Source organism: Pseudopontixanthobacter vadosimaris, from assembly GCF_012979275.1.
In the GTDB taxonomy this organism is placed as follows: domain Bacteria; phylum Pseudomonadota; class Alphaproteobacteria; order Sphingomonadales; family Sphingomonadaceae; genus Pseudopontixanthobacter; species Pseudopontixanthobacter vadosimaris.
Window position 1 is genome coordinate 24,417 of sequence record NZ_JABASZ010000042.1, and the last position, 15,342, is coordinate 39,758.

Here is a 15,342-nt window from a genome sequence, read left to right on the forward strand (position 1 = left end):
CCACGAACCCGGCCAGACCGGCTGATATCAGATAAGCGGCGGCGCAGGTAATGCCATGGGGCCGTTCGTTGGAAGCGCCGGGGCACGGTGCGGGAACGGTAGTGCCGACAGGACGCGTAAAATGCTTGGCAGCGGGCGGTCCGCCCCTTATCGCGCCCATCCATGAGCAATTATCGTATTCAGGGCGAAACCGGCGAATGGGAGGTCGTGATCGGCCTCGAAGTGCATGCGCAGGTCACCAGCCAGGCCAAGCTGTTCTCCTCCGCCGCCACGCAATTCGGAGCGGAGCCCAACACCCAGGTCAGCCTGGTGGATGCAGCCATGCCGGGGATGCTGCCGGTTGTGAACCGCGAATGTATCCGGCAGGCTGTACGCACGGGCATGGCCATCGACGCTCAGATCAACAGATGGTCGCGTTTCGACCGCAAGAATTACTTCTATGCCGATCTGCCGCAGGGCTATCAGATCAGCCAGCTCTATCACCCGCTGGTGGGCGAGGGCGCGCTGACCATCGATGCCGATGAAAAAGCCGGCATTCCCGAAGCGAGGCGCATCGGTATCGAGCGCATCCATGTCGAACAGGATGCGGGCAAGCTGATGCACGATCAGCACCCGACCATGTCCTATGTCGATCTCAACCGGTCGGGCGTGGCGCTGATGGAAATCGTCAGCCGCCCCGATCTGACCTCGCCTGCCGAAGCGGGCGCCTATGTCCGCAAATTGCGCTCCATCCTGCGCTACGTCGGGTCATGCGACGGCAATATGGAGGAAGGATCCATGCGGGCGGACGTCAATGTCTCGGTCCGCAAGCCGGGTGAGGAGCTGGGCACAAGGACGGAGACGAAGAACGTCAATTCGGTGCGCTTCGTCATGGCGGTCATCGAATCGGAGGCGCGGCGGCAGGTCGATCTGATCGAGGATGGCGGCGCGGTGGTGCAGGAAACCCGGCTCTACGATCCCGACCGGAACGAGACCCGGTCCATGCGCAGCAAGGAAGATGCGCATGATTACCGCTATTTTCCCGATCCTGATCTGCTGCCGCTGGAACTGGACGACGGTTTTCTCGCCGAATGCCGGAACAGCCTGCCCGAACTGCCCGATGCCAAGCGCGCGCGTTATGAAGGCGAACTGGGCCTGTCCGCTTATAATGCCAATGCGCTCACCGCCGAGGTCGAGACCGCCCGCTGGTTCGAGGAACTGCTCGGCGAAACCGCGGCCGCGCAGGGCAAGCCGGAAAAGGACGTCGCGAAGCAGGCGGCGAACTGGCTGATGTCCGAGCTGCTGGGCGCTCTCAACAAGATCGGCGCATCGCTGGACGCCTCACCCGTCAGCCCCAAGGCCGGCGCCGAATTGCTGGCGCTGGTGGGTGAGGGCACGATTTCCGGCTCCATCGCCAAGCAGGTGCTCGAATTTATGCTGGAAACGGGTGACGGGGCGACTGCAATTGTCGAGCGCGAAGGATTGAAGCAGGAAAGCGACACGGGCGCGATCGAGGCGGAAATCGACAAGGTGCTGGAAGCCAATCCGGACAAGGTCGAGCAATATCGCGGCGGCAAGGACAAATTGTTCGGCTTCTTCGTCGGCCAGGTGATGAAGGCGATGCAGGGCAAGGCCAATCCGCAGGTCATCAACGAATTGCTGAAGCAGAAACTGGGCTGACTGGCCTTTCCACGAAAAGGCCCGCCGGATCGCTCCGACGGGCCTGACATTCTCAAAGGCGCTGGCTTCAGCCCTTGCGTTCGCCGGTCATCGGCATGGAGCCAAAGGCACCTGCGTTAACATTGCCGGTCAGCTGATCGCCATTCACCGTCGCTTCGCAATCGAGCGTCATCGGCATCGGCACCGTCATGTTCATCTTCCAGGTGAGCTTGTCGTCGCCGACGATCTTGCCGTCCTCGACTTCCATGCTGCCCATCTGGCCGGCGTTCGTGCCGGTGAAGGTCTTGCCATCATCGCCGGGTACGACGGTAAAGGTGCTCTTCTGGTCGCCCATCGGGCTCTTGGTGACGCATTCGTAAGTTCCGGCTACGGACATAGATAACTCCATTTTCTAGATTGCCGGCCCATTCATCGGGCCTTGCTTACATGAATGTCAACAGGTGCGCGCGCGCTCAGTTCCCTTCCATCGTGCGCATTTCGATCGGCAGGCCAAGCGCTTCGAGTTGCGGCCGCACCGTTTTCGCGTCGCCAACCACCACGAAGACCAGATCGTCACCCCGCAGGGTCGCGGCCGCTTCTGCATCGAGCTGCTGCGGCGTGAGCGTGCCGTACCGATTGGCCAGCGTCTCGTAATAATCGTCTGCGCGGTCGTAGGTGACGATGTCCACGATGCCGCCAAGAACGTCCTGCGACGTTTCGAAGCGGCCGGGCAGTTCTCGCACATTGCCGTTGATAAGGCGGGTCAGTTCGGCCCCGGTCACGCCCTGTCCATCGGTGTAGCTTGCCAGATCCTTCCGCAATTCCACGATGGAATCGCCGGTCCTGTCGGCCTGGACGGGCGCGTAGATCAGGAAGCTGCTGCGATCCAGGGGTGACTGCACGATGCTGCGCACGCCATAGGACCAGCCCTTCGTCTCGCGCAGGTTCATGTTGATCCGGCTCAGGAAGCTGCCGCCGAACACTTCATTGGCGGAATCGAGCAGCGTCAGATCGTCGGTGCCCCTGCGGTCGAGAACGCGTCCGCCAAGGATCGTGCTTTGCGGGCTTTCCGGCCGGTCGATCAGGATGATCCGCGATTGCTGCACCGGCACTGCGGCATCGAGATTCTTCTGCGGAGCAGGCGTGGCAGGTGCGCGCCAGCCGCCGAAGGATGCCTCCAGCAGCCGGGTCACTTCGGGCAGGGTCGTATCGCCGACGACATAGATGCGCGCCCGGTCGGGCCGCAGCCAGGTGCTGTGGAAATTGGCGACATCCGCGCGGGACAGCCGTTCGACAATGGCCGGATCGCCGGTGCCGCTGGGCGGAATGCCGTAGGGATGCTGGCCGAACAGGATCGGCGCCAGCGCCCGCTGGGCAATCGCGCCGGGATTGTTCATCTCGTTGCGGATACGCGTCAATTGCTGCGTTCGGACCCGCTCCAGTTCCGCCGGATCGAAGGCGGGATTGCGGATGTAATCGGCCAGCAGGGCGAAACTCTGCGCCAGATTGGGCGTCAGCGCGTCGAGGCTGAAACTGGTGGTGTCGACATCGGCAAAGCCGCCGATATTCGCGCCAAGGCGTTCCTTGGCAATCGCCAGCGCTTCGGAATCGAGCGTCTGCGTGCCTTCGTCCATCACCTGCAGCATCAGCGACTGCACGCCGAGCTGGTTGCGAGGATCGGCGGCATAGCCGGCATCGAAGCTGACCCGCGCTGTCACCAGCGGCACCGCATCGCGCCGGGCGAAATATACCTCCATGCCGTTAGACAGCGTGGCTCGTTCGATGTCGGGGAAGTCGAGAGGCTTCAGTTCCTGCATCGGCGGCAGCTGCGACCGGTCAGCCTCGGCAACCGACGCTGCGGCCTGCATCCCCAGCGCAGGCGACAGTGCAGAAGCCAGGGCCGGGTCCATGAACCATGCCGGGGAATTGAGGCCGCTGCCCGGCTCGGCGGTGAAAAAGCCGCCGCGATCCTCGCCGCCTTCCTTCCGCGTGCCCGGTTCGACGACCAGGCGGAAGGCCGGGCGCGAGGCCCATTTGCCGAACACGGTTTCGACCTGCTGCGGGGTCATGGCCGCAGCCCGGCGAAGAACATCCTGATATTCCGCCGGGTCGCCGGAATAGAGCAGCCCTTCGGCGAGAGTAGGCGCCTTGCCGCCAAAGCCGCCGACGCTCTCCAGACCGCGGATCTGCCCGGCGGTATAGGTGGTGACGGCGCGCTGCAATTCGCTTTCCGTCGGCCCTTCGGCGATGAATTTCGCGATCTCGGCATCGAGGGCCGCCGCCAGCATCTCCCTTTCCACACCCGGCTTCGCATCGGCATAGACGACGAGCTGCCCTGCCTGTGCATATATGCCCGCCTGCGCCACGACGCGGACGGCAAGCTGCTGCTCGCGCACCAGCGCATTGTCCAGTCGCGAACTGGCGAGGCCGCCAAGGACCGTGGCACCCATCGTGACCGGCAGATATTCGTCGTTGTCGAGACCCGGTATCGCCCACATCCGGTAGACGCGCGGCGTCGCCACCTGGTCGTATATCACCTTGTCCACCGGTGCGGGCAGGGTCGGCACAGGTGCGGCAACGGGCTGGATTTCCGGCCCGCGCGGGATTGCGCCGAACCATTTGTTCACCTTGGCACGGGCCGTGGCCGTGTCGATATCGCCGGCCAGCACCAGGATGGCGTTGTTGGGGCCGTAATGGTCGCGGAACCAGTCCTTCACATCGTCCAGCGTGGCGGAGGAAAGGTCGTCCATCGAACCGATGGTCGAATGGTGATAGGGGTGGCCGGAAGGATACAGCGTCTCCAGCTGTTCATATTCGACGAGGCCGTATGGCTGGTTGTCGCCCTGCCGCTTCTCGTTCTGGACCACGCCGATCTGGTTATCCAGCTTCTCCTGCGTCACCGCGCCGAGCAGATAGCCCATGCGGTCCGACTCCAGCATCAGCGCCCGGTCGAGCGCGCCGGTCGGCACCGTCTCGAAGTAATTCGTGCGGTCGAACCATGTCGTTCCGTTGAAATCCGTGGCGCCGACCTGTTGCAGCGGTTCGAAGAAATCGCCCGGCGCATTTTCGCTGCCATTGAACATCAGATGTTCGAACAGATGGGCAAAGCCGGTCTTGCCGCGCGGTTCGTGCTTCGATCCCACGCCATACCAGACGGACAACGCCACCACCGGTGCCTTGCGGTCCTCATGGACGAGAACCGTGAGGCCGTTATCCAGAGTAAAGCGGTCGTAGGGGATCGAGACCTCGTCGATCAGCGCTTCTACGGGGGCGGGCTCCGCAGCGATCGCGGGGGCGGCGGACGCCAGCGGATCGGCCATGCCGGCGCGGGATGCATCGGCGCCCGGCACACTGGCACAGGCGGCAAGGGACAGGGCCAGCAGGCTGGTTCCGGCGAGACGTAGCTTCATGTTTTCCCCCAGCATTTCAGTTTTTCAAACGGCCTGCATTATCCGCAGCCGTTTTTCTCCCCGCGAAATTACCCGATGGTCAAAGACCCGTCACTATTTTTCGTTACGCGGCCTTGGTTGAAGGAGTCACGATCGTCTGCCTCTCTCAGACCAGACGCTACGTCCGTCATTCTACATCACCCTCACCACAAGCATCCATCCCGCGAAGCGGGTTCGTGCTACGGTCCAGGACTTGCCAAGGCAGGTCCAGCATTGCCCCTAAGGATTATACCGGTGATTAGCCGATGATCAGCTTCGCTGGCATGATTCTTTCGGAATGACGAACTGGCAGAGCTTCTACGGCTGCAGAGGTCGTTCAAAACCGCCGCCCAGCGCGACGAACAACAGGGCGCGGTTCTGCAGCCAGGCGCTGCGCGTCGCCAGCAATTGCTGCTGCGCGGCGAACAGATTGCGCTCAGCATCGAGGACTTCCAGATAATCGGCAACGCCTTCGCGGTAGCGCAGCCGTGCGATACGGGCGATCCGCTCCTGTGCGGCGATGGCTGCTTCCAGTGTTTCGATCTGCTCGGCCAGGTATCGCCGCCCCGCAAGCGCATCGGCTACCTCGCGAAAGGCAGTCTGAATAGCAAGGTCGTAATCCGCGACTTCCTCGACCGCGATAGCTTCTGCCAGGGCAAGCCGTCCCTGACGCGCGCCGCCGTCGAAAATCGGCAGGCTGATCGATGGACCGAAACTCCAGCCCAATCCGTCGGTGCCAAACAGCCCGGTCAGCCCGTCCGAGGTCAGGCCCGCATTGCCGGTCAGCGAGATCGTGGGAAAGAATGCCGCCCGCGCAGCGCCGATGTTGGCGCGAGCCGCGCGCAGTTGCTCTTCTGCCGCGATGATGTCGGGGCGTACCAGCAGGAGTTCGGACGGCATGTTCGCGTCGAGCCGCGCTTCGTTACCCTGTCCGGCCAGCGTCAGGCCCGGCGGCAGTTCTTCGGGTATGGTTCCGCCGACCAGAACGGCCAGCCGGTTCTGCAGTCGCGCCAGGGCCAGCCGTTGGACAGCAAGCTGCTGTTCCGCCTGCGTCAGCAGGGTTTCTGCTTGGCGGAAGGGCAGGGCCGAGGTGACGCCCGCATTCAGCCGCAGCCGCGCAATGCGCAGGCCTTCCCGCCTGCTTTCGGCCGTCGCTTCGGCAAGAGCGATCTGTTCCTGCGTTTCGACGATCTCGTAATAGGTGGTCGCGGTCTCGGCGATCAGCGACAGATAAAACGCCCGTTGTGCCGCGATGGTCGCGAGATATTCGGCCCGCGCGGCTTCCTCCAGATTGTCGAGGCGGCCCCAGAAATCCAGTTCGAACGCGCTGACCCCCACGCCGACACCGAAGCGGTTGAAGTTAGCCGCACCGCTTCGCGTGCCGGGCGAATCTGCGCTTGGCGGCGCGGCCAGCGGCTGGCGGGACCGGATGGCCGATCCATTCGCGACTACGACCGGCAGATCGCGGCTGTCCTCGATCCGGTAACGCGCGCGCGCCTGTGCGATGCGCGCGGTTGCCGCAACGAGGTTCCTGTTGTTCGCCAGGGCCGCAGCGATGAGCACTTCGAGGCGCGGATCGACGAACCATTCGCGATAGGTGAGGCTGGATGCGACCACCCCGCCGTCGGGGCGGAGCGAATCCGGATATGCAGGCGCGATCGGCAGGTCGCGAAGCTCCGCCGGGGGTGCCAGGTTGGTGCAGCCAACCAGCAAGGTGCCAAGCGTCGCCAGTGAAATGATGCGCTTCATGTGGCCGGTTCCTCTCCGGGCAGCGTGTCAATCTGTTCATCCCTATGACCGGCCGCGACCGGTTCCTTCGAACTCAGGCGCTGCCGCACCAGCAGATAGAGTGCAGGTATGATGAAGATGCCGATCGCGGTGGCAGCGATCATTCCCCCCATCACACCGGTACCGACCGCGATACGGCTTGCCGCACCCGCGCCGCTCGAAAACACCAGCGGGACCATGCCCATGGTGAAGGCGAGCGATGTCATGATGATCGGCCGCAAGCGGAGCCGGGCAGCGGTCTTCACAGCTTCGAGGACTGGCTTCCCCCGTTCCTCCTCCTCGATGGCGAATTCGACGATCAGGATTGCATTCTTCGCCGCAAGGCCGATGATCGTGATGAGCCCGACATTGAAATAGACATCCGCCGAAAGGCCACGCAGCATCGAGAACAGTACCGCGCCGAGCACGCCCATCGGCACGATCAGCAGCACCGCCAGCGGAACGGCCCAGCTTTCATACATCGCAGCGAGCAACAGGAACACAACTACCAGCGACAGGCCGAGCAGGAGGACGATCTGCCCCCCAGCCTGCTTCTCCTCATACGAGATGCCTGTCCATTCAAAGCCGATCCCCTGCGGCAACCGGCTGGCGAGCCGTTCCATTTCCTCCAGCGCCGCGCCAGACGATTCTCCCGGAGCCGCCATTCCCGAAAGGGTCATGGCGGGATAGCCATTGTAACGCGCCAGACTGCCGGGTGCGGCAGACCATTCCGCTTCCGCAAAGGCGCTGAAAGGCACGAGTTCGCCCTGCTGGTTCGGAATGCGTAGCGCGAGCACGTCCTTCGGTTGCATGCGGTAAGGTGCATCGGCCTGAACCAGCACCTGCAGCACACGCCCCTCCCGGTTGAAGTCGTTGGCATATGCCGAACCGAAATTGATCGACAGCGCTGCGTTGATTTCGGCCAGCGACAGGCCGAGAGCACGTGCCTGCACCCTGTCGATGGAGACTTCCATTTCAGGGCTGGGGCCCTGATCCTCAGGTCGCAGATTGGCAATCAGGGGGCTCTGCGATGCCGCGCCCAGCATTTCGTCGCGCGCCGCTACAAGCGCTTCCCGCCCGAGCCCGCCGCGATCCTGAAGCTTGAGCGTGAAGCCGCTCGCCTGCCCCAGCGACTGGATGGCCGGCGGCTGGATGACGAAAGCAATGGCTCCCTCGATTTGTGAGAAGACGCCCATGGCCCGGCCGAGCACGGCCTCCGCAGCGTTCTCTGCCTCGGCACGTTCTTCCCACGGCTTGAACGTTGCGAACATCAGGGCATTGTTCTGGCCCTGACCGAAGAAGCTGAAACCGCGAATGACGACGAGGTCGGAAACCTCCTCCTGCTCCATCCAGTATTTCGTGATCGGTTCCAGCGCCTCGTTCGTGCGTTCGACCGTGGCACCAGGAGGCGCCTGGACGGCGGTGATGAGGAACCCTTGGTCTTCCGTCGGCAGAAACGCCGTCGGCATCCGCATGAACAGCAGCAGCGTCACCGCCCCGAGTGCGAGAAAGATGCCGAAGGTGCGGATCGGACGCGACAGCAGCGCATCGTTCGCCCGGCCGTACTTCCGCGTCATTTTCGCGAACCAGTGGTTAAAACGGGCGAACCCTCTGGCGGCGATGGTCCCCGCTCGGGCGAGGCCGCCGCGCCAGCCGGGCTGCCTTTGCGCAGGCGGCGCGTCGTCCGCGGCATCAACATCTTCTTCATCGGGGCCATGTGCCATCGGCTTGAGGAAGGTCGCGCACAAAGCAGGCGTTAATGAAAGCGCCAGCACGGCGGAGAAGAAGATCGAAATCGCGAGCGTGACCGAGAACTGCCTATAGATGCCGCCGGTCGACCCAGGGAAAAAGGCCATTGGTACGAAGACGGCGATCAGCACCAATGTGATGCCGATGATCGCACCGGTGATCTGGTCCATTGCCTTGCGCGTCGCCTCCAGCGGAGAAAGGCCTTCCTCGCGCATGATGCGTTCGACATTCTCGATCACGACGATGGCGTCATCGACAAGGATGCCGATGGCCAGCACCATGCCGAACAGCGACAGGACATTGATCGTGAAGCCGAACAGCCACAGGCCAAGGCACGCCCCGGCAAGGGCGATGGGCACGACCAAGGTTGGAATGAGAGTCGCCCGCCAGTTCTGCAGGAACAGGAACATGACGAGGAAGACGAGGATCATTGCCTCGACCAGAGTCTTCACCACTTCCTCGACCGAGGTCTGGACGAAAGGGGTCGTGTCGTAGGGGACCGACCAGTCGACCCCGGCGGGCAGGCCGGTCTCAATCTCGTCCATCCGCTCGCGAATACCTTCTGCCGCTGCCAGAGCATTTGCGCCGGTCGCCAGTTGCACGGCCATGCCGGCCATCGGTTGCCCGTTCAGCGTCGTGGACGTGGCGTAATTTTGCGCCCCGATCTCCACGCGTGCGACCTCGCCCAGCCTGACGACAGCCGCGCCGGTGCTGGCGCGCAGGATAATATTCTCGAACTCCTGCACCATGGTGAAGCGGCCTTCGGTTGAGATGGTGGCCGTAATCTGCTGCCCGTCCACGATCGGCAGGGCGCCGATTGCTCCGCCAGCGGTCTGACTGTTCTGTTCGCGGATCGCTCCCAGCACGTCGCTCGGCGAAAGACGGTAGGAGGCGAGCGCTTCAGGATCGAGCCATATCCGCATGGCATATTGCGACCCGAACAGCGTAATGTCGCCCACGCCCTGCACGCGGCGCAGTTCATCAACCACCTGGGTTGATGCGATGTTACCTAGGTCCGTCGTGGACAAAGCGCCCGTTTCAGATGTCAGGGCGACGATCATCAGGAAGCCACTATTGGCCTGGCGCACGGTAATGCCTTGTCGTCTGACCTCTTCCGGCAGGCGAGCCTCGACCGTGCTCAGGCGGTTCTGAACCTCGGTCTGGGCGACGTCGATATCGGTTCCGGCCTCGAAGGTAAGCGTGATCGAGGCAGTGCCGTTCGATTGGCTACTCGACGACATGTAGAGGAAGCCTTCGACTCCATTCAGCTGTTGCTCGATGACCTGCGTGACATTCTGCTCCAGCGTCTCTGCATCCGCGCCGGGATAGACGACGCTGATGGTGAGCGAAGGCGGGGCCACTTGCGGGTACTGCTCGATCGGCAGCCCGCGCAGGGCAATGACGCCTGCCAGCAGGATGCCAATTGAGATCACCCAGGCAAAGATCGGGCGGTCGATGAAGAAGCGAGCCATGCCTACTGGCCCTTGTTGGCGGAGGTGCGGCTTGCAGGAGTCGGCGCGGTGCGCCCCGTTGGCACATCTGCCCTGGTCACCGGAACGCCCGGCCTGATCTTCTGCAGATTGCTGACGATGACCACATCGCCGGGGCGCAGGCCGCTTTCGATTACCCAGCGGCCGTTCACCGTCGCGCCGAGCTCGACCTGGCGAAGCGCCGCCGTGCCTTGGCGGTCGACGACGAATACCGATCCGCCGTTCTCGTTCACGGTCACCGCTCGTTGAGGCACAGCGATACCGCTACTGACCTGCCCTGCGTAGATCTTCGCCCGCACGAATTCGCCGGGCAGAAGAAGGCCGGAGGGATTGGGAAATTCGGCGCGCAATTCGACGGTGCCGGTTTCCTGATCGACCGAAAAATCGAGGAAGTCGATATAGCCTGGGATCGGATATTCCGTTCCGTCCGAGAATGTGAGGCGCACCTCGACTCTTTCGTCCTCGCCAAGCTCGAGCTCGCCCGCCGCGATTGCGCGTCGAACGGCCAGAACCTCGCTCGCTGATTGGGCGAAGCTGACATAGACAGGCGAAATTTGTTCGATTTCCGTCAGCAGCGTGCCTTCGACCTGGCTGACCAGCGCACCTTCGGTAACCTGCGCCCGGCCGGCCCGTCCGGATATCGGCGCGCGAACGGTCGTGTAGCCCAGCTGCAAAGATGCGGCGTCGAGCTGTGCGCGGATCTGGGCGACGTTGGCCGACGCCTCGCGAGCCGCAGCGACGGCGGCATCGTATTCCTGCCCGCTGATCGCATTTTCGGCGACGAGCGGCCGGTAACGTTCCACAACTGCGCGGGCATTCGCCTCCGTCGCGCGGGCGCGTTCGAGACTGGCTTGGATCTGGGCCGAACCAGCCTGGAGTTCGCGCGGATCGATGCGGAAAAGAGGCTGTCCCTCACGGACGTCGGTTCCTTCCTCATAAAGGCGCTCCTGCACGATGCCGGTGACCCTGGCGCGGACCTCGGCCTCCCGCACCGGCTCGACCCGGCCCGGCAATTCGATCACATTAGGGATGGCTTCGCTGCCAATTGTCACTGTCCTGACCGGAACCGGTTGCGGCGCGGGCGCTTCCTCCGGCGCGGAACAGGATGCGAGCAAAAGACTGACAAAAATACCTGCGAAGGAGCGCATCGGGGGCAAGCTTTCTCGATTTATTGTGCAAGTGCGAAGATGTAATAGATATTACATCACTGGCGCGCAAGGCTTGTTCGTGGAATTGTGGGAAGCATGGAACAACTCGAACTCGATCGGCTGGACCGCCGCCGGCGCGCAATCATCGACGCCGCGCTCGATCTGTTTATAGATCAGGGTTATGAACGCACGACACTCAGCAATATCGTCGAACGGGCGGGCGGCTCTCTGGCGACGGTCTACAAGCTCTTCGGGAACAAGGAAGGTTTGCTGGATGCCGTCGTTTTCGACCGGACCACATCCGGCGAAAGCCTCATCCGCGAGATCGCCTCTGAAAACGAACCTCCCGCGCAGACCTTGCGCCTGATTGCAGCAGCCCTGCATGCCCGGTTCCTCGACCCGCGCGAAGTGGCTCTCGTCCGGCTCGTGATCGCCCGCAGCATCAAGGATCCGGCATTTGCCCGGCGGTTCTTCGAAACGACCGCCATGCGCACGCGAGAGGCGCTGGAGCGCATCCTTGTACAATGGGCTGAGGGAGGCGTGGCGATGGAGGGCGAGCCGGAAATACTGGCCGAAATCTTCCTCAGCCTCATCATCAGCGACCTGCAAACCGAAGCCATCAGCCACGGTATCGCGGGACAGACTTCGGCAACAAGACTAGCGATGCGAACCGATTTCTTCCTGCGCGGGGCTGCTTTGGCAGGGTAGTACCCCGGCAAAGTCCGATGTCGAGCAGACAGGTGCCATGATTGGAGGTTCCACCAAGCGGCCGATAGGAAGCGGCGGATGAACTCGTCGGGGCTGAGCGTCATGACCTGCTGCCGGTCTGGTGCGCAGCGACGATAGTCCCTGTAGCGGAACGTGACCCCATGCTCGTCGAGCCGCAGGAGGCGACTGTTCGAGATGGCGACCCGGTGGGTGTAGCGCGAGAGATAGGTGAGTACAGCCTCGGGACCGGCGCACGGCGGCTTGGCATAGACCACCAGCGCTTCTTGCGGACCGGCGCGAGGTGACGCAGGAATGCACGACGATGGTGAGCCTGGTCTGCGAGGCGGTCTTGAACAGCAGCTTGTAGAGCAGAGCTTGCCGCGTGCTGATCGGCAACATGGCGTCGCGACCTGGGAAGAGCAAGCCATCGGCACGCAGCACACCCTGCTGCCGCCCCGCGCGCCACCACTCGCGCAGCAGCACGAGCAGACCTTCGGGCAGCATGGCATTGCGAGAGCGCCCACCCTTGCCATGTTCGATCCTGAGCAGCATGCGCTTGCTATCGATATCGCGCACCTTGAGCGCCGCGACCTCGCCGACGCACAGTCCCGGGCCATGGGAAAGGGAACGGGCTTCCGGGGAAATTCGCCCCGGCCGAGCGTACATGAGAAGGCAAAAACGGCGCGGCAGCGAAAGACGCTGGACCCAGCGGCCCTTTGCCGCGTTTCCCCTTTGCCCGCGACACGGGCACGGGCTGCACAGTGCACGCACCCCTTGAGTTGTAAATATGCAACACCATCTTGCATATGTAACACAGCGAGGAACCGCGAATGAATCTGGAAAAATTTACCGATCGGGCGAAAGGCTTCCTGCAGGCGGCCCAGACTGTCGCCATACGCATGAACCACCAGCGGATCACGCCGTCGCATCTTCTGAAAGCCATGGTCGAAGATGCAGAGGGCATGGCCAGCGGCCTGATCGCCCGCGCGGGCGGCAACCCCCGCACGGTCGAAGGCGAGGTCGACGCCGCGCTCGCCAGGATACCCGCCGTCTCGGGCAGCGGCGCACAGGCGACGCCGGGCCTCGACAATGACGCCGTGCGCGTGCTCGACCAGGCCGAACAGGTCGCCGACAAGGCGGGCGACAGCTATGTTACCGTAGAACGGCTGTTGATCGCGCTCGCGCTGGCCAGCACGACCGATGCGGGCAAGGCGCTCACCACCGGGCAGGTGACGCCCGCGGCGCTGAACGATGCCATCGAGGAACTGCGCGGCGGACGCAAGGCGGATACCGCCAGCGCCGAGGAAGCCTATGATGCGATGGAGAAATACGCCCGCGACCTGACGCAGGCCGCGCGCGACGGCAAGCTCGACCCGGTGATCGGGCGTGACGAGGAAATTCGCCGCACGGTCCAGATCCTCGCTCGCCGCACCAAGAACAACCCGGCGCTGATCGGCGAACCCGGCACCGGCAAGACCGCCATTGCCGAAGGGCTGGCGCTGCGCATCGCCAATGGCGACGTGCCCGACAGTCTGAAGGGCCGCACGCTGATGAGCCTCGACATGGGCGCCTTGATCGCCGGCGCGAAATATCGCGGCGAGTTCGAGGAACGGCTGAAGGCCGTGCTCGACGAGGTGAAGGGCGCGGGCGGGCAGATCATCCTGTTCATCGATGAAATGCACACGCTGATCGGCGCGGGCGCTTCCGAAGGTTCGATGGATGCCAGCAATCTGCTGAAACCTGCGCTCTCACGCGGTGAACTGCACTGCATCGGCGCCACCACGCTGGATGAATATCAGAAATATGTCGAGAAGGATCCGGCCCTGCAGCGCCGGTTCCAACCTGTATTCATCAACGAACCCAGCGTGGAGGACACCGTGTCGATCCTGCGCGGGATCAAGGACAAATACGAACTGCATCACGGCGTGCGGATAACCGACGGCGCGATCGTCGCGGCGGCCCAATTGTCGCACCGCTATATCGCCAATCGCTTCCTGCCCGACAAGGCAATCGACCTGATGGACGAGGCGGCCAGCCGCATTCGCATGGAAGTGGAAAGCAAGCCCGAGGAGATCGAGCAGCTCGACCGCCGCATCATCCAGTTGAAGATCGAGGAATCGGCGCTCGCGAAGGAAAGCGACGAGGCTTCGCGCGACCGGCTCGAAACCTTGCGCGAGGAACTGGCCAATCTCGAACAGAAATCCTCCGAACTGACCGCGCGCTGGCAGACGGAGCGCGACAAGATCGCGGCCGAGGGCCGGCTGAAGGAACAGCTGGACCAGGCGCGGCTTGAACTGGAACAGGCGCAGCGCGAAGGCGATCTCGCCCGCGCGGGCGAGCTGTCCTACGGGCGCATTCCGCAACTCGAGAAGGAACTGGAGGCCGCGCAGGGACAAACTGAAAACGCGCTTCTGCGCGAGGAAGTGACCGAGGACGATATTGCCGGCGTGGTTTCCCGCTGGACGGGCGTGCCCATGGAAAAGATGCTGGAAGGCGAGCGTGAGAAGCTGCTCGATATGGAGCAGATCCTGGGCAAGCGCGTCATCGGCCAGTCGCAGGCGGTAGAGGCCGTGTCCAAGGCCGTTCGCCGGGCGCGGGCCGGATTGCAGGATCCAAACCGGCCCCTCGGATCGTTCCTGTTCCTCGGCCCCACCGGTGTCGGCAAGACCGAACTGACCAAGGCGCTGGCTGGCTTCCTGTTCGATGACGATTCGGCGATGGTCCGTATCGACATGAGCGAATTCATGGAGAAGCATGCCGTGGCGCGGCTGATCGGTGCGCCTCCGGGCTATGTCGGCTATGAAGAGGGCGGCGTGCTGACCGAAGCGGTACGGCGGCGGCCCTATCAGGTCGTGCTGTTCGACGAGGTTGAGAAGGCGCATGCCGATGTATTCAACGTACTGTTGCAGGTGCTGGATGATGGCAGGCTGACCGATGGGCAGGGCAGGGTGGTCGATTTTTCCAATACGCTGATCATCCTGACATCCAATCTCGGCAGCCAGTACCTTACCAATCTGGAGGAGGGGCAGAGCGTCTCCGATGTCGAGCCTCAGGTGATGGATGTGGTGCGCGCGCATTTCAGGCCCGAATTCCTGAACCGGCTGGATGAGATCATCCTGTTCCACCGCCTGGCGGCCGAACACATGGCGCCGATCGTCGACATCCAGCTTGGCCGCGTGCAGAAGCTGCTGAAGGACCGCAAGATCGAGCTGGAACTGACCGATGCGGCGCGGCGCTGGCTGGGCCGGGTCGGCTACGATCCCGTCTATGGCGCAAGGCCATTGAAGCGCGCGGTGCAGCGTTACGTCCAGGATCCGCTGGCCGACAGGCTGCTGGCCGGTGAAATACCCGACGGCAGCAAAGTGCATGTCGATGAAGGTGATGGCGAGCTGGAGATGGCGGTCGACTGATTAA

General features: G+C 63.2%; 8 protein-coding genes and 1 pseudogene. 3 read left to right on the forward strand and 6 right to left on the reverse strand.

Annotated features, from left to right (window positions below):
- Nucleotides 1–162: 162 nt before the first annotated feature.
- Nucleotides 163–1,659, forward strand: coding sequence for an Asp-tRNA(Asn)/Glu-tRNA(Gln) amidotransferase subunit GatB (gatB, locus tag HG250_RS11705; RefSeq protein WP_170005520.1), 1,497 nt, complete (start codon nt 163–165; stop codon nt 1,657–1,659).
- Nucleotides 1,660–1,726: 67 nt separating this feature from the next.
- Here the strand turns inward: gatB and HG250_RS11710 are convergent, their stop codons facing one another.
- From HG250_RS11710 to HG250_RS11730, 5 genes are all read right to left on the reverse strand, one after another.
- Nucleotides 1,727–2,035 (reverse strand): hypothetical protein, encoded by a 309-nt coding sequence (locus HG250_RS11710; protein ID WP_170005521.1) that lies wholly within the window; start codon nt 2,033–2,035, stop codon nt 1,727–1,729.
- Nucleotides 2,036–2,111: 76 nt separating this feature from the next.
- Nucleotides 2,112–5,048: a M16 family metallopeptidase gene (locus HG250_RS11715; protein WP_170005522.1), complete on the reverse strand. Its 2,937-nt coding sequence runs from the start codon at nt 5,046–5,048 to the stop codon at nt 2,112–2,114.
- Nucleotides 5,049–5,384: 336 nt separating this feature from the next.
- Nucleotides 5,385–6,815, reverse strand: coding sequence for an efflux transporter outer membrane subunit (locus HG250_RS11720; protein ID WP_170005523.1), 1,431 nt, complete (start codon nt 6,813–6,815; stop codon nt 5,385–5,387).
- Entirely contained in the window at nt 6,812–10,054 is a 3,243-nt protein-coding gene (locus HG250_RS11725; protein ID WP_170005524.1) for a multidrug efflux RND transporter permease subunit, read from the reverse strand. Before HG250_RS11725 ends, HG250_RS11720 begins: the two co-directional genes overlap by 4 nt.
- Before the next feature lie 2 nt (nt 10,055–10,056).
- Nucleotides 10,057–11,220 carry an efflux RND transporter periplasmic adaptor subunit gene (locus HG250_RS11730; protein WP_170005525.1) on the reverse strand — a complete coding sequence of 388 codons (1,164 nt, stop codon included), beginning with the start codon at nt 11,218–11,220 and terminating at the stop codon, nt 10,057–10,059.
- Between the two features lie 96 nt (nt 11,221–11,316).
- Here HG250_RS11730 and HG250_RS11735 point away from each other — a divergent pair, with 96 nt between their 5' ends.
- Entirely contained in the window at nt 11,317–11,928 is a 612-nt protein-coding gene (locus HG250_RS11735; protein ID WP_170005526.1) for a TetR/AcrR family transcriptional regulator, read from the forward strand.
- 77 nt (nt 11,929–12,005) lie between these two features.
- Here the strand turns inward: HG250_RS11735 and HG250_RS13140 are convergent.
- Nucleotides 12,006–12,857: pseudogene (locus HG250_RS13140) on the reverse strand (transposase); the annotation flags it as partial.
- Between HG250_RS13140 and clpB the strand changes: the two are divergent.
- Entirely contained in the window at nt 12,759–15,338 is a 2,580-nt protein-coding gene (gene clpB, locus HG250_RS11745) for an ATP-dependent chaperone ClpB (RefSeq protein WP_170005527.1), read from the forward strand. The pseudogene HG250_RS13140 and the gene clpB sit on opposite strands and share 99 nt — an antisense overlap.
- Nucleotides 15,339–15,342: the final 4 nt, after the last annotated feature.

Excerpts from the sequence above, each read along its gene's own strand:
- HG250_RS11720 (WP_170005523.1), bottom strand. The coding sequence starts at position 6,815 with ATGAAGCGCATCATTTCACTGGCGACGCTTGGCACCTTGCTGGTTGGC.
- clpB (WP_170005527.1), top strand. The coding sequence starts at position 12,759 with ATGAATCTGGAAAAATTTACCGATCGGGCGAAAGGCTTCCTGCAGGCG.
- HG250_RS11725 (WP_170005524.1), bottom strand. The coding sequence starts at position 10,054 with ATGGCTCGCTTCTTCATCGACCGCCCGATCTTTGCCTGGGTGATCTCA.
- HG250_RS11735 (WP_170005526.1), top strand. The coding sequence starts at position 11,317 with ATGGAACAACTCGAACTCGATCGGCTGGACCGCCGCCGGCGCGCAATC.
- HG250_RS11710 (WP_170005521.1), bottom strand. The coding sequence starts at position 2,035 with ATGTCCGTAGCCGGAACTTACGAATGCGTCACCAAGAGCCCGATGGGC.
- gatB (WP_170005520.1), top strand. The coding sequence starts at position 163 with ATGAGCAATTATCGTATTCAGGGCGAAACCGGCGAATGGGAGGTCGTG.
- HG250_RS11730 (WP_170005525.1), bottom strand. The coding sequence starts at position 11,220 with ATGCGCTCCTTCGCAGGTATTTTTGTCAGTCTTTTGCTCGCATCCTGT.
- HG250_RS11715 (WP_170005522.1), bottom strand. The coding sequence starts at position 5,048 with ATGAAGCTACGTCTCGCCGGAACCAGCCTGCTGGCCCTGTCCCTTGCC.